The sequence below is a fragment of the Flavobacterium sp. WC2430 genome, assembly GCF_040822075.1.
Lineage (GTDB): Bacteria > Bacteroidota > Bacteroidia > Flavobacteriales > Flavobacteriaceae > Flavobacterium.
On sequence record NZ_CP162007.1, the window covers coordinates 570,791 to 584,549 of the forward strand.

Annotated in this window: 16 protein-coding genes and 1 tRNA gene; 11 read left to right on the forward strand and 6 right to left on the reverse strand. The window is 33.7% G+C overall.

Annotated elements, in window-relative coordinates; translation table 11 throughout:
* Positions 1-124 precede the first annotated feature (124 nt).
* From AB3G36_RS02510 to AB3G36_RS02555, 10 genes are all read left to right on the forward strand, one after another.
* On the forward strand, positions 125-1,213 hold the full coding sequence (locus AB3G36_RS02510) for a hypothetical protein (protein ID WP_367755676.1): 1,089 nt from the start codon (positions 125-127) through the stop codon (positions 1,211-1,213).
* A gap of 6 nt (positions 1,214-1,219) precedes the next feature.
* On the forward strand, positions 1,220-1,942 hold the full coding sequence (gene rsmI / locus AB3G36_RS02515; RefSeq protein WP_367755678.1) for a 16S rRNA (cytidine(1402)-2'-O)-methyltransferase: 723 nt from the start codon (positions 1,220-1,222) through the stop codon (positions 1,940-1,942).
* Positions 1,943-1,952: 10 nt separating this feature from the next.
* Positions 1,953-2,297, forward strand: coding sequence for a HopJ type III effector protein (locus tag AB3G36_RS02520; RefSeq protein WP_367755680.1), 345 nt, complete (start codon positions 1,953-1,955; stop codon positions 2,295-2,297).
* Positions 2,298-2,382: 85 nt separating this feature from the next.
* Positions 2,383-4,071 (forward strand): single-stranded-DNA-specific exonuclease RecJ, encoded by a 1,689-nt coding sequence (gene recJ, locus AB3G36_RS02525; RefSeq protein ID WP_367755682.1) that lies wholly within the window; start codon positions 2,383-2,385, stop codon positions 4,069-4,071.
* Between the two features lie 14 nt (positions 4,072-4,085).
* A complete protein-coding gene (locus AB3G36_RS02530; protein ID WP_367755684.1) occupies positions 4,086-5,357 on the forward strand; it encodes an MFS transporter in 1,272 nt (423 codons plus the stop codon).
* Positions 5,358-5,716: 359 nt separating this feature from the next.
* The gene (locus tag AB3G36_RS02535) at positions 5,717-6,349 is read left to right on the forward strand and encodes a hypothetical protein (RefSeq protein ID WP_367755686.1); all 633 of its coding nucleotides are present in this window, start codon (positions 5,717-5,719) and stop codon (positions 6,347-6,349) included.
* 39 nt (positions 6,350-6,388) lie between these two features.
* Complete coding sequence (locus AB3G36_RS02540) at positions 6,389-7,003, forward strand: hypothetical protein (protein ID WP_367755688.1); 615 nt, start codon at positions 6,389-6,391, stop codon at positions 7,001-7,003.
* Between the two features lie 20 nt (positions 7,004-7,023).
* The gene (locus AB3G36_RS02545; protein WP_367755690.1) at positions 7,024-7,422 is read left to right on the forward strand and encodes a hypothetical protein; all 399 of its coding nucleotides are present in this window, start codon (positions 7,024-7,026) and stop codon (positions 7,420-7,422) included.
* A gap of 22 nt (positions 7,423-7,444) precedes the next feature.
* Entirely contained in the window at positions 7,445-7,855 is a 411-nt protein-coding gene (locus AB3G36_RS02550; RefSeq protein WP_367755692.1) for a hypothetical protein, read from the forward strand.
* A gap of 177 nt (positions 7,856-8,032) precedes the next feature.
* Positions 8,033-8,389: a hypothetical protein gene (locus AB3G36_RS02555; RefSeq protein ID WP_367755694.1), complete on the forward strand. Its 357-nt coding sequence runs from the start codon at positions 8,033-8,035 to the stop codon at positions 8,387-8,389.
* On the opposite strand, the gene AB3G36_RS02560 is transcribed toward AB3G36_RS02555, so the two are convergent.
* The 3 genes from AB3G36_RS02560 to AB3G36_RS02570 form a co-directional block, all read right to left on the reverse strand.
* Positions 8,386-9,144 (reverse strand): UDP-2,3-diacylglucosamine diphosphatase, encoded by a 759-nt coding sequence (locus tag AB3G36_RS02560; protein WP_367755696.1) that lies wholly within the window; start codon positions 9,142-9,144, stop codon positions 8,386-8,388. The genes AB3G36_RS02555 and AB3G36_RS02560 overlap by 4 nt on opposite strands.
* 23 nt (positions 9,145-9,167) lie before the next feature.
* Positions 9,168-9,620, reverse strand: coding sequence for a 6-pyruvoyl tetrahydropterin synthase family protein (locus AB3G36_RS02565; RefSeq protein ID WP_367755698.1), 453 nt, complete (start codon positions 9,618-9,620; stop codon positions 9,168-9,170).
* A 187-nt stretch (positions 9,621-9,807) separates the two neighbouring features.
* Positions 9,808-10,578, reverse strand: coding sequence for an enoyl-CoA hydratase/isomerase family protein (locus tag AB3G36_RS02570; RefSeq protein WP_367755700.1), 771 nt, complete (start codon positions 10,576-10,578; stop codon positions 9,808-9,810).
* Between the two features lie 124 nt (positions 10,579-10,702).
* On the opposite strand from AB3G36_RS02570, the gene AB3G36_RS02575 reads away from it, so the two are divergent.
* Positions 10,703-10,776: transfer RNA gene (locus AB3G36_RS02575), tRNA-Ala, on the forward strand.
* A 40-nt stretch (positions 10,777-10,816) separates the two neighbouring features.
* On the opposite strand, the gene AB3G36_RS02580 is transcribed toward AB3G36_RS02575, so the two are convergent.
* Genes AB3G36_RS02580 through AB3G36_RS02590 form a run of 3 tightly spaced genes read right to left on the reverse strand, consistent with a single transcriptional unit; the run spans position 10,817 to position 13,608 of the window.
* Positions 10,817-11,752, reverse strand: a complete 936-nt coding sequence (locus AB3G36_RS02580; protein ID WP_367755702.1) for a lipid A deacylase LpxR family protein — start codon at positions 11,750-11,752, stop codon at positions 10,817-10,819.
* A complete protein-coding gene (mtgA, locus tag AB3G36_RS02585; protein WP_367755704.1) occupies positions 11,753-12,496 on the reverse strand; it encodes a monofunctional biosynthetic peptidoglycan transglycosylase in 744 nt (247 codons plus the stop codon). It abuts the gene before it with no gap.
* Positions 12,496-13,608, reverse strand: coding sequence for an NAD(P)/FAD-dependent oxidoreductase (locus tag AB3G36_RS02590; RefSeq protein WP_367755706.1), 1,113 nt, complete (start codon positions 13,606-13,608; stop codon positions 12,496-12,498). The genes mtgA and AB3G36_RS02590 overlap by 1 nt, the downstream gene beginning before the upstream one ends.
* Positions 13,609-13,759: the final 151 nt, after the last annotated feature.

Sequence of the window (13,759 nt, forward strand, 5' to 3'; positions counted from 1 at the left end):
TCAATTCGAGGATTTGTAAACAGTTATTTAAAATTAAATCTTCTGCCCCTACAGCCCTTGAATTTCTTTTGGTAAAAAATAAAATGAGAAACACATACGCCATATATACTATAATTTAAACGTTATGAAAAAAAAATTGGAAGCCGATTTAATCAGCATTGCACATAGAATATTACAACTTAAGAACAAGTCTGATATCAATCAACTGTATTTGGAATCTCAAAAACTATACGAAAAGCTATCCGTTTTACGATTTATTGACGAACATTATGGTGATGTAAAACCAACAATTAGCCATGCTGAGATCGAAAAAGAAGTGCAAGCCTTTTACGACAAAAGTGCCGAATTGCCAGCTGAGACTATCATTGAAATAACTGAAAGTACGCTTCCCCAAGAAGGAACAACTTCTGAAACTATAAAAGAAGAGAAATCAGAACAAGAAATTGCATCTCCTCAAATAGTAGCACATTTGGACGAAGTGCTAGTAGAAGAAAATACAATCGAAGATTCTAAAACTGAGGAGAGCTCTCCAGAAGTAGAAGAAGAGGTTTCAGAAGACAATGCATTAGGCGATTTTGAAGCTGATATAAAAGAGCAACCGGTAACTGAGGAAATGCCAACAGACGATGTGGTCATTAGCGAAAATGAAGCTGAAGAAGAGATTCTTGTTGCTTCTGAAGAAAAAGAAGAAGAACCACAACATAAATTCAAAGCTGCTTTTGAATTAACTGACGATTCAGAAACAGAAGAAATCGAAATTGAAACACCTAAAAAACCGGAGGCCGTACAAATTTCTTTCGAAGATTTATTAGGTGGTAATTACAATGACACTCTTTTTGTCAAAGTAGATGATGTACCTGCATTACCTCCAGAAATTGTTTTTGAAGCCAAAGAAACTATAGTTGAAAAAGCTCCAGAACCGATAATAGAAGAAAAAAAGGAAAAAGCCGAACCCAAAATTGTATCCCTAAATGACAAATTATCCAAAGGCATTGATATTGATTTAAATGATCGAATTGCATTTGTAAAACACCTTTTTGGTAATAACAGTGAAGATTACAACCGCGTATTGAATCAATTAATCACATTTGACAATTTTCATGAAACACGAAACTTCATTGAAGAAATGGTAAAACCTGATTACAACAACTGGAAAGGGAAAGAAGATTATGAAGAGCGTTTTATGGATATCATCGAGAAAAAATTTCTTTAATAAACTATGTCAAAATTATATATTGTTCCCACGCCCATAGGTAATCTTGAAGACATGACTTTTAGAGCCATTCGGATTTTAAAAGAAGTCGATTTGATTCTGGCCGAAGATACCCGTACTAGTGGCAAACTCTTAAAGCATTTTGAGATTGGCACCCATATGTACAGTCATCACATGCACAATGAGCACAAAACCGTAGAGAATTTGATCTCCCGATTGAAAGCTGGGGAAAACATTGCCTTAATTTCGGATGCTGGTACTCCAGCCATATCTGATCCAGGCTTTTTATTAACTCGCGCTTGTGTTGAGAATGGAGTTGAAGTAGAATGTTTACCTGGTGCGACCGCTTTTGTTCCCGCCTTAGTAAATAGTGGTTTACCTAATGATAAATTTGTTTTTGAAGGATTCTTACCTGACAAAAAAGGGAAACAAACCCGTTATTTGGCTTTAGCCGAAGAAACACGTACTATGATTTTGTATGTTTCACCGCATAAATTACTAAAAACATTAACGGAGTTTATTACTTATTTTGGCGAAGACAGACCTATTTGTGTTTGCAGAGAATTATCAAAAATGCATGAAGAAAATGTTCGTGGAACGGTTCGTGAAGTGTTAACCCATTTTGAAAAAACAGCGCCAAGAGGTGAAATTGTTGTTGTCGTTGGCGGAAAACCATTCGTTAAAGAAGTTAAAAAAAATAAATTCTCAAAAGAAGAAGATCAAGAATAAAAACCATATTATGACGATAGCATCTTATATCTCTATATTAAAAAATACGCCACAAGAAATAACATTTCCAGAAACTATTGCTGTAATTGAAGCCAATTATACCTTTACTCCTACTACTTTTCAAAACGGAAATCAACATAATGCAGCGGGAGAAAACTCAGGTTCTTGTAAATTGTTTGCTTTCGCCAAATTGCAAAACTTAACTCCTGAAGAAACCTTATCATGTTTTGGAGCCTATTATTATGAAGACGTTTTGAAAAATCCTGAAGGAACGGATCATCAAAACATTCGTAATTTTATACTTCACGGTTGGGATGGAATCCAGTTTGAAGGCGAAGCATTGGAACTAAAATAAATTATATAGGATTGAAGATTAACAATTTTTGATTGCAGATATTAAATCACAAATCGTTAATCGACATTCATAAATCACAAATCAAATGCGTTGGACCATAAAACAAAAACCTTCTGAGGATAAGATTAGGCATTTAGCCACAACCTTGGGTGTAGAAGATTTTGTCGCCACTTTACTGGTGCAACGCGGTATTGAAACTTTTGACCAAGCTAAAGCTTTTTTTCGCCCTTCGCTAGACCATTTACATGATCCCTTCTTAATGAAAGACATGGCTAAAGCCGTGGAAAGAATCGAACGTGCCATTGCAAATCAAGAAAATATTTTGGTTTTTGGGGATTATGATGTGGATGGAACTACCGCTGTTTCCCTAGTTTCTTCTTACCTTAAATCCTATTATCCTAATATTGCTACTTATATTCCAGATCGTTATTTGGAAGGATATGGCGTTTCCTTTAAAGGAATTGACTATGCCGATGACAATGGGATTTCATTAATTATCGCTTTGGATTGTGGTATTAAGTCCATTGATCATGTCGCTTACGCAAAAGAAAGAAATATTGATTTCATCATTTGCGATCACCACAGACCGGGAGAATCTTTACCCGAAGCAGTCGCTGTCCTTGACCCCAAAAGATCTGATTGTTCATATCCATACGATGAATTGTGTGGATGTGGTGTGGGTTTCAAATTAATACAAGCTTTAGGAAGCAATAGAGGGCAAACCATTGATGATTTTATTCCGTATTTAGATTTAGTAGCAACTGCAATCGCCGCCGATATTGTACCTATGACCGGTGAAAATCGAGTGTTAGCTTATTTTGGTTTACAAGTTATTAATGAAAATCTAAGGCCTGGAATTAAGGCTTTAATTCACCAAATAAAGAAACAAACCCTTGACATCACCGATGTCGTTTTTATCATAGCGCCTCGAATCAATGCAGCTGGCAGAATAAAACACGGCAATCATGCGGTGGAATTATTAACCGAATTCAATTTTGAACAAGCACAACAATTTGCTTCCGAAATTGAACAATACAATTCCGACCGTAAGGATTTAGACAAACAAATTACCAAAGAAGCGCTTTCGCAAATAGAAGAAAATCAGGAAAAAGAGCGATTTACCTCTGTAGTCTTTCAAGAAGATTGGCACAAAGGTGTAATTGGGATTGTCGCTTCAAGACTGATAGAAACCTATTATCGCCCCACTTTAGTTTTTACAAAAAGTGGTGATAAATATGCAGCTTCGGCCCGTTCTGTAAAAGGGTTTGATGTGTATAATGCACTCGAAGCTTGCTCGGAACATTTGGAACAATTTGGTGGACATATGTATGCCGCAGGAATGACATTAGCCGCAGAAAACTATGCTGTTTTTAAACAAGCATTTGAGCAGCAAGTACAAGAAACGATACATCCAGATATGCGAACACCCGAAATTGAGATCGATGCCGAAATTAATTTTACTGACATTAGCCCAAAACTAACTCGGATTTTGAAACAATTTGAGCCTTTTGGACCACAAAATATGACTCCCATTTTTCTCACTAAAAACATAAAAGATACGGGTTACGGAAAACCAATGGGACAAGAAGACGAACATATAAAATTGTTTATCAAACAAAACAATTCCGAAGGAATTCCAGCCATTGGTTTTGGACTAGGAAATAAAATGGATTTAACAACACATCAAAAACCATTTCAAGCCGTGTACTGCATTGATGAAAACGAATGGAATGGTAAAGTAAGTTTACAGTTGCGATTAAGAGATATTAAATAATTGAGATTACCCAAATGAAAAAAACACACGACCCCTACGCAGCCTTACGTTATAAGGAATTCAACACTTTTTTATTATTGCGATTTGCTATGGTTTTTGCCTGGTCCATGCAATTTATTGTTATCGAATGGCAGGTTTATAGTTTAACGAAAGACCCACTTTCACTAGGAATTATAGGCTTAATGGAAATCATACCTGCGGTTGCTATGGCTTTATTTGCAGGACATATTGTGGATCAAAATGAGAAAAAAGGCCTTCTCGTTAAATGTATTTTAGGTTTTTCAGTAATTAGTTTTGGTTTGTTTTTATTGACCTGGCCCACCATTGTAAGTGACTATTCAACAAGAGCTATTTTGTATGGTATTTATTTTATGGTCTTCTTGGGCGGCATTGTACGTTCCTTTCTGGGGCCAACAATATTCTCCCTTTTATCCTTATTGGTTCCTAAAAAAGTATATCCAAACGCTGCCACTTGGAGCAGTTCCGTTTGGCAAATTGGGTCTGTTTTAGGGCCTGCAGTAGCCGGTTTTTCTATTACTTTGATTGGCGTGCACTGGTCGATGTGTTCTGTTTTTGCTTGTTCTGTTTTTGCACTGATTGCTTTAACTCAAATTGGTGCTAAGCCAATTTTGAACCCAAAAATTGGAGAACCTATTATGGAAAGTTTGAAAGAAGGAGTAAAATTTGTTTTCAATAATAAAACCGTTTTGGGCGCATTATCACTGGATATGGTGGCGGTTCTATTTGGTGGAGCGGTGGCACTTTTGCCTATTTTTGCTCAAGATATTTTAAAAGTGGGACCCGAAGGTTTTGGTGTGCTGAGAGCAGCACCAGCTGTAGGTTCTTTTTTGACATTAATAATTTCTGCTTATGTTCCCATGAATAAAAATGCGGGATTAAAGCTATTGGCAGCGATTTTTGGTTTTGGACTTTGTATCATTACTTTTGGACTTTCAACTATTTTTGCTTTATCCGTATTTGCTTTGTTTTTAAGTGGTGCTGTAGATGGAATTTCGGTAGTGATACGACAAACCATTTTACAATTAAAAACTCCCGATCACATGCGCGGCCGAGTTTCGGCAGTGAATTCTATTTTTGTAGGTTCTTCTAATGAATTAGGAGCTTTTGAAAGTGGATTGACTGCTAAATTGATGGGAACAGTAACATCTGTTGTATTTGGTGGATGTATGACTTTATTAATTGTTCTTGGAACTGGAATATTCTCTCCTTCTTTTAGAAAATTAGACTTACAAAAAGATATTGATGAACATGAAAAAAGTGAATAAATAGTAATTTTTTCAAAAAAACGCTTTAAATAATCAGTCGGTAAGCAATCTAAGGATTCATTACCGACTTTTTTGTGAAAATCATTTTAAAAAGAAAACAAAATATCACTAAAACTGGGTATTTCATTTGCACTAAATTAGCTGTAAGTTTGAAAACGATGTTTTTTATACGAAAAAACACTAATTTTAAATCATAATATGAAAGTAAAACTATTTACCCCCCCCCCACATTTTTAGGAATCTTCCTAGTTCTACTGCTCTTTTCTTGTACTAAAGATGAATTGCAGGACAGCACAACGAATCCAATCATAAATCAACTAAAAAACGATTTAAAACTGGAGCAATTTACCAATAAAAATATGGCTGCTAATTTAGTTGTAAATTGGGAAACGTTCTCCAAAATAGAGAAAGATGGATTCGAAATTTATGAAATTGAAGTTTCTGAAAAAAAAGCAAGCGAAATCGAATCCAATTTATTTCAAAATCAATTAAAATACGAATTGATTGCAATAAAAAAAGGAACAGAAATAAATTCCTACTTAGTGGAGGCGTATACAAGTTTAAACCATACTTTATTCACTAATTCCATTGAAAATCTTAGTAACTTTACTGGGACACTAAATGTATTTCAATTAGATGAAACTTCAGTAGGACAACTAGTTATTTTTAATGGTCATAGCAAAAATACTACTGAAAAAAGTGTAATAGAACCTTTGAATGAAGTTATCAACTTTTACAGTTACAAACAATCTCTAACCAATAAAGCACCCGAATGTGTGGAAACGTATATTGTATATACGTATGCATTGGAAAACACGAACCATTATTCTTCAGTTACTGTTGGAAATTACACACAACTCACCTACAGAAATACAACTCAAGAGACAATAATTACAACTTCTTTCATGAACACTCCCTACCCCTGTGGGACAAATGGAGATTCCTATTATATTCTATACAGAACTACAATTAATAGAGATGTAATTGATTAAGACAATATAATAAATAAACTTACTGGAAAAGCAAAATGTTTGAATGATTTGTTAGATAAAAACGGTGATTCATTTGTAAAGAATCTATTAGCTAATTTTAAAGGTAATTCAGAATTTGACATTACTATTGTTTCTAAAGAACATGTGGTTTCAAATCAAACTGGTATAGAAATTAATGGAAGAACGATGTATGATGAGGCAAACCCTTTGATTACAATCGAAATAAGCACTTCTAGAACAAATGAACGTGCTGCTCTAGAGGGAGCAAGAATCATTTTGCATGAATACATCCATGCCGATATGTATAGAAAACTATACACAATAGATGTTACAAACCAAGAAGTTTTGGATTTTAAAAAAACATATGAAGCATACGGCAATCAACACGGGACTATGGGAGCATTATACATTAATAGTATGAAAGATGCATTAAAAGCATTTCATAAAAATGTTCTTATCGATGATTATAATAAATACATCAATTATTACGGTGAAGCACCAAGCGACACTTTTTATGAAGCTCTGGCCTGGGGAGGTTTAAGAGATAGCGATGTGAAGTCTTGGACAGATTTATCCCCAGAAAAAAAAGCCGCAATTGAAGCACTCGCTAGTCGAGTTACTGGTTTTAGCAGAACAGTTCCTTGCCCTAACTAATTATCATAAAACATTTAATTATGAAAAAACATATTTCACTTATTTTGCTAACTTTTTTTTCTATTGCTGTCCTAAAGGCACAAGAAAAATCAAAAGACACGCTTTTTTTTAAACTAGACAATAAATATGTTTATGAATCAAAATTTGTTTCTAAAGAGTATTTACTTAAGGACCGTAACAAAGATGAAGTTTTTTTCTTTAAAGGTAACGAAACCCTAAAAAATGTAAAACCAAAAGAGATACTTTGCCTTAAAAAATTTATACGCTCCTCTCAATTTTATGATAAAACAAAAAAACAAAAATTAAATAATTATAAACTTATCATTTTTTTTAGGGATTATGTTGTTTTTTTAGTAATAAAGACTAAAAATGAAACCAAATATATTCATGTTAATCCAGCAGTTGTAATTAATGATTAAGAATATAAACGAAATTTTACTGATGAAAACAGCAATTCTCATTTTTCTATCTCTATTTTCGATACCTAATTTACAGGCTCAAGAAAAACAAAAAGATACCCTCTTTTTTAATTATAACTATAAATATATTAGAACTCATATTGAAATGCCAAACGAGTTTTATATAAAAGATGGAAGCAGTGCCAATTTCGGTACTTTTTTCTTTAAAGAAGTTAGAGTTCTAAATAATCTAAATGTAAAAAAAATATTATGTCTTAAAAAATATGTACGATCATCCAAATACTATGATAAAAATAAAGAAACAAAATTAGACTATTATAAATTAGCCTTTTTTTTAAATAATTATATTCTTTTTTTGAAAAAAAAAGCGAATCAAAATATATTCAAGTCGTTGCAGCTGTTAGCATCGAATAAAACATTAAGGAATCAATAGAATTACAGAAAAATATTGGCGAGCCTAAAAAAGAGGAGTCTTAAAGTCATTTTAATATAATTCAAAAAGTCGGTATTGAATCTCAGGATTTGTTACCGACTTTTTTGTAACTTTTTTAATCTTTTTTATTTAGAATAAATCTAAATAATTATTATATTTGTTTCAAATGAATGAATTATGCATGAAATGAAACAAATATATTATAACGATTCAGGGACTTCTTTCTTTTGGAGAAAAGAGAACGAAATATTAACGGATAAAGTGCAATTGATTTTTAGAGAAACGGGGTTTTATTTCAGTCGACACGAACTGAAACTGTTTCAATGTTGTATTGACGAAAGTTATCTTTTAAATAACTGTTGTGATGATTGTAGCTTGAAAAATAATTGTCACAAATTTTTACTAAAAACACCTTGTTCTCAAATTGATTTGGCTGTTTCTATGCAAGAATTAATCGCAGTCAAAGACCTAGTGGAAGGTACTTTATTTAAAATAAATATAGATGACTATTTGAATGGGGAGGGAATGAATTAATTCTCGTACTTTTTTAACTCAAAAGTTTCTCCATCAAAAACACCATAAGTAAAATAGGTAATCCAGTCGCCTAGATTCACATATTCAGAATTTTCTCCTACCGTAACTTTCATAGGCAAATGGCGGTGCCCAAAAACAAGGTAATTGTAGTGTTTGGTTTCTAGCTTTCTTTTGGAATACAAAATCAACCACTCATTGTCTTCGCCTAGAAAAGTGACATCTTCATCACCAGAAATGAGTTTGTTTTTCACCGAAAGGTATTGCGCCAGTCCTACTCCAATATCAGGATGCAACCAGCGGAAAAGCCATTTAGAAAACGGATTGGTAAACACTTTTTTCATGCGTTTGTAACCTAGGTCACCAGGTCCTTTCCCGTCTCCATGTCCAACTAAGAATGTTTTATCCCCAAAAGTATATTCTTGATTGTCATGATAGACTGGAATATTTAATTCTTTTTGGAAATAATCATCCATCCATAAATCGTGGTTTCCTACGAAAAAATAGATTGGGATTCCGCTGTCGCGAATTTCGGCCAGTTTGCCTAAAACACGTACAAAACCTTTAGGAACTACGGTTTTATATTCGAACCAAAAGTCGAATAAATCACCTACTAAAAAAATAGCTTCGGCATCTTTTTTCACTTCGTCGAGCCAAGCCACAAATCGCTTTTCTCGAGGAAAACTCAATTTAGGTGTTGGCGCTCCAAAATGTTGATCAGAAGCAAAATATACTTTTTTGTTATTAGGTAGTTTCATGAAACTAAGATATCTAAATTGAATTATAGGTTATCACTCGCAAACCACTCTGCAAAAGAAGATTCGGTTTCTTGTAATTTAAGAGAGAAGAGTTTAATTCCATCAGGTAATCTTGCTATAATTCTTTGCGAAAAATCAACTACCATATTTTCACTAGTTGGCTGATAATCGACTAAAATGACGTGGTGTCCGCGGTTAATTAATTCATTAGCCAATTCAATATGCGGGGTAGTTTCATTAAAAACAGTGGCGTGGTCAAACTGATCTACAATTTCTTCTTTTACAATTTTTTTTAAATCCGAAAAGTCGATTACCATACCAAACTTTACATCGTTACGATTCACAATAGGTTTCCCTATTACAGTCACTGATAATTTATAACTATGTCCGTGAACATTTTTACATTTACCATCATAACCATATAAGGCATGCCCTGTTTCGAAATTAAATTGTTTTGTAATTCTGATATTGCTCATCGAAGTATAATTTTGAATGCAAATTTAGTAAATTGCCATGAGAAATAGGTTGCATTTATTGGGTTTCCCATTATATGTGTTTTTAGCCCTGATAGTAGCGGCATCCTTTGACTGGCATTTTTGGCCAGGCTAAGATACAGCGGATAGCAGGAAATAGCTCATCAAACCTAATGTGCTTAACGAATTATTACTTCTTTTTTAATTGTTCTAATGCGTTTTTAGCATAATTGGATAAAACTAACTTGCCTGTAATTGCAGCTCTTTCTAGTAAAAGAGTATCCCAATCTTGGGTTCCTTCCCAAATGATTTTTTTCATTTTGAATAAAGCGTCAGGATTATACGAAGCTAATTTCGATGTGAAATGATCGATGTCAATATCCAGTTCTACTTGGTCATGTGCTAGTTTGGCATACAACCCTTTTTCTAGCGCCCAATCGGCCGTTTTCCATTCGTGAGCAGCCAAAGTCATTTGGGTCATGGCCGTTTTACCAATTTTACGACTTACTGCAGGTTCTATCACAAAAGGACCAATCCCGATGGCTAATTCAGACAATTTTATACTGGCATCAGCAGTGGCAAAAGCATAGTCACAAGTAGCCGCAATCCCAACTCCGCCACCTACGGCTTTGCCATGAATGCGCCCCACAATGATTTTTGAACAAGTACGCATCGCATTTATCAAATGAGCAAAACCCGAGAAAAAGTGAACCCCTTCTTCCTGATTCGACACCGCCAAAAGCTCATCAAACGAGGCTCCAGCACAAAATGCTCCAGTACCAACACTCTTTAAAACAATTACAGAAACCGCTGAATTCTCACTCAAATTATTCAATTCTTGTGTCAAAGAATCCAACAATTGACGTGGAAATGAATTGCTTGCCGGATGACCAAATTGTACGGTTGCAATCTTATTTTCTATTTTTGTTGATAATGAACCATTGGATTCAGGTAGTGCCATAGCAGTAGTTTTTATGTAAAGTTAAAAATATAAATAGGAATCTATCCTTTTTTAAAAAATTTGGAAGTTGTTTTTTGAAAAATGCTATTTGAATACTTTAAAATATTATATTTGCGCCACTATTGGGGGATTAGCTCATTTGGCTAGAGTGCTTGCCTGGCAGGCAAGAGGTGACGAGTTCGAATCTCGTATTCTCCACAAAGACCCAAACAAAGTTTGGGTCTTTTTTATTTGTATTCTACTTTAGCAAATAGGAAACTCCAATTGAACCATAAAAATATCCTGAAATGGTCTTGCTATATAATTCTTTACCTCTATAAACAAATACATAAAACAAGTTCAAATTGTTTTTACGGTATTTGAAACCCGCTTCTCCATTAAAACGAAGTGGAACCAAATCAAAAGTTACAGAACTGTTACTATTAAAAAGACTGCCTTGAATTGTAGCATCGTACAACTGATAATTTATACTGGGTGCTATATAAAAATAGAATTCTTTTTCATTACTCCCAATTGCTCCTCCATGAAGATTAGAATTGTACATTGGGACTAATTTCTTAAACCCTATTCTAGTTAAAAAACCTGCTGATGCACCAGTAAAAATTGTCCCTAAGTTGGCTTCGGATTGAAAATGAAAATCTATTTTTTTACTCTCAGATCTCGGAAACAACTTTTTTGAATAAAAGAAATGCGTTTGGACAGCCAGTGCATTTTGAATTTGATATCCCCAACCCTGAACTGCTTTATACCCCACTAAACTATGAAAGCTTTTTTGCATTTCTCTACCATAGGAATTGGGTCCAACATATCCTATTTGAAAATTTGCTTTAAATACGGATTCGTTTTTATAAAATATATTTTCTCCAATTTCTCCAAAAAGATATCCCGCATAAGGACGATCCATTATTTCTTTTTCAGGAGAGTCTATAAACCGAGGTGTATAAATACATTGTCCTATTGTAAATTCTACACTTTTTTTAGAGATATCTAGCTTACTATTTTTAATTAAATGACGGTAAAAAATTGCTAATCCATTCGTATAATACATGTCATTCTTGGAGGATGTATAAAGATCATTATCTGTTATAATACCAATTTCAGATTTCCTACTTTGTCCATAATTGAAAACGGAGAACAAAATTAAAAAGAAAAAAACATTTTTATTAATTAACATTTAATATTCTATTTTTCCAATAGTACGCATCACTCGCATAATTTTTGTTTTTCTATTATTGATATAAGAAGAGGAACTCGTTGCTGTGAATCTTCTTGGATTAGGTAAAATTGCTGCAATTCCTGCAGCTTGAAGTGGTGTAAGATTTGCCGCATCTTTGCGGTACCAATGTTCTGCAGCCGCTTGTGCTCCATACACTCCATCGCCCATTTCAATACTATTTAAATACACTTCCATAATCCGTTCTTTACCCCAAATCACTTCAATAAGTACTGTGAAATAAGCTTCCAGTCCTTTTCTCAAATAACTTCTTCCTTGCCAAAGAAATACATTTTTGGCCGTTTGTTGTGAAATTGTACTACCTCCTTTTATTCTACGACCGCGCTCATTGCTTTTGTATGCTTTTTGCATCGCAGTAAAATCAAATCCATTATGAATGAGAAAAGTTCCGTCCTCACTGGCAATAACGGCTTTCTGTAAATTGACTGAAATATTCTCTAAAGGCTCCCAATCATGGCTAAAATGATTTTCTTTTCCAGCAAATTTGTTTTCAACAGCTCTCATTACCATCAATGGAGTAAAAGGTACCGGTACAAATTTAAAAAATACTACTAAAAATACGGACAGTCCGATGAACCATAAGAATGTTTTAAATAAAATAACTCTTAGTTTATTCATAAAAGAGGCTGATTCTTTTTTTACTGGTTTTTTTGCGGTTTTCTTAGGTGTAATTTTTATTCCCATTATACTAAATCTGCTAATTCTGTTCCTATTAAACTTCCTATTGCTACTCCCATTCCTCCTAATCGCACTCCACAATAAACGTTTTCAGACAATTGTGAAACTATGGGTTTCTTACTGTTACCAATACCCATAATACCGCTCCAACGGTGTTCAATTTTAAAATCTCGGTTGGGCAAAATTACTTCTTTTAATAATTGTTCCAATTTATTTTGTACAATTTCTGTCTGCGCAAACTCCGTTGTGTTTTCTGCCTCAAAATCAAGATTTCTTCCACCACCTAATAATATACGATCTCCAATATTTCGAAAATAGTAATACCCTCTGTCTAAATGAAATGTCCCTTTTATATCTAAATCTTTTATTGGTTCCGTTATTAAAACTTGGGCTCTCGCTGGCTTTACAGCACCATTAGTCAATTGATTTGAAAATCCATTGGTAGCAAACAAAACTTTTTTGGTAATAAAACTAAAATCTCCAAGGTTGATCTCAACTTCATTTCCTTTATCCAAAAAAGAAGTGACTGTTTGTTGGTTCAAAATCAATATATTTTCAGAATACGCATTTTTCAATAATGCCTGCATCATATTACCTGTATCAATCTGACCTTCAAAAGGGTTGTAAACTAAATAATCTTTTGTGCCGTTAAAACTAAAACGGTCTACTTGCTTGGCAAAAACGTCGGCTTTAAATAATGGTTTTAGGATTTCATTTATAAAAGGCAATTTATTACTACATTCCGTATAACAACTATCATCAGAATTTAAAAAAACTTCATATCCCCCAAATGGTTTAAAATCAATCGCGGTATCTCCTAATCGTTTCCTTAACAATTGCAACCCTTGCCACCGTTTTTCAATAAGACCTACTACCTCTTCTTCCGAATGGGATTTTAAATCATCTATAATTTCAGAAATGCTCCCAAAACAAGCAAAACCAGCATTCTTAGTACTGGCTCCATGCGGCAACATTCCTTTTTCAAGAACTAAAATTTTACTACCAGGGAACCTTTCGCGCAAGCGCAACGCAGCGTGTAAACCTACAATTCCGCTTCCTACAACAGTATAATCTACATTTGTAAACCAATTTTTTAATTCCCAATAACTTAGTTGCATGTTCTAATTTTTTTATAAAAATAATATTTTTAGTGAATTAAACACATGCTTATCGCTGTTTTAAACAAAATAACATTTTGAAAGAGTTAACATAATCCTGATTCTCATTTTAGAATAAAATTGTACTTTTAGGAACCCAAAATAATTTAAT

Bases quoted from the DNA above. Each gene is read 5' to 3' on its own strand.
- AB3G36_RS02510 (WP_367755676.1), top strand. From the start codon at position 125: ATGAAAAAAAAATTGGAAGCCGATTTAATCAGCATTGCACATAGAATA.
- rsmI (WP_367755678.1), top strand. From the start codon at position 1,220: ATGTCAAAATTATATATTGTTCCCACGCCCATAGGTAATCTTGAAGAC.
- AB3G36_RS02520 (WP_367755680.1), top strand. From the start codon at position 1,953: ATGACGATAGCATCTTATATCTCTATATTAAAAAATACGCCACAAGAA.
- recJ (WP_367755682.1), top strand. From the start codon at position 2,383: ATGCGTTGGACCATAAAACAAAAACCTTCTGAGGATAAGATTAGGCAT.
- AB3G36_RS02530 (WP_367755684.1), top strand. From the start codon at position 4,086: ATGAAAAAAACACACGACCCCTACGCAGCCTTACGTTATAAGGAATTC.
- AB3G36_RS02535 (WP_367755686.1), top strand. From the start codon at position 5,717: ATGGCTGCTAATTTAGTTGTAAATTGGGAAACGTTCTCCAAAATAGAG.
- AB3G36_RS02545 (WP_367755690.1), top strand. From the start codon at position 7,024: ATGAAAAAACATATTTCACTTATTTTGCTAACTTTTTTTTCTATTGCT.
- AB3G36_RS02550 (WP_367755692.1), top strand. From the start codon at position 7,445: ATGAAAACAGCAATTCTCATTTTTCTATCTCTATTTTCGATACCTAAT.
- AB3G36_RS02555 (WP_367755694.1), top strand. From the start codon at position 8,033: ATGCATGAAATGAAACAAATATATTATAACGATTCAGGGACTTCTTTC.
- AB3G36_RS02560 (WP_367755696.1), bottom strand. From the start codon at position 9,144: ATGAAACTACCTAATAACAAAAAAGTATATTTTGCTTCTGATCAACAT.
- AB3G36_RS02565 (WP_367755698.1), bottom strand. From the start codon at position 9,620: ATGAGCAATATCAGAATTACAAAACAATTTAATTTCGAAACAGGGCAT.
- AB3G36_RS02570 (WP_367755700.1), bottom strand. From the start codon at position 10,578: ATGGCACTACCTGAATCCAATGGTTCATTATCAACAAAAATAGAAAAT.
- AB3G36_RS02580 (WP_367755702.1), bottom strand. From the start codon at position 11,752: ATGTTAATTAATAAAAATGTTTTTTTCTTTTTAATTTTGTTCTCCGTT.
- mtgA (WP_367755704.1), bottom strand. From the start codon at position 12,496: ATGGGAATAAAAATTACACCTAAGAAAACCGCAAAAAAACCAGTAAAA.
- AB3G36_RS02590 (WP_367755706.1), bottom strand. From the start codon at position 13,608: ATGCAACTAAGTTATTGGGAATTAAAAAATTGGTTTACAAATGTAGAT.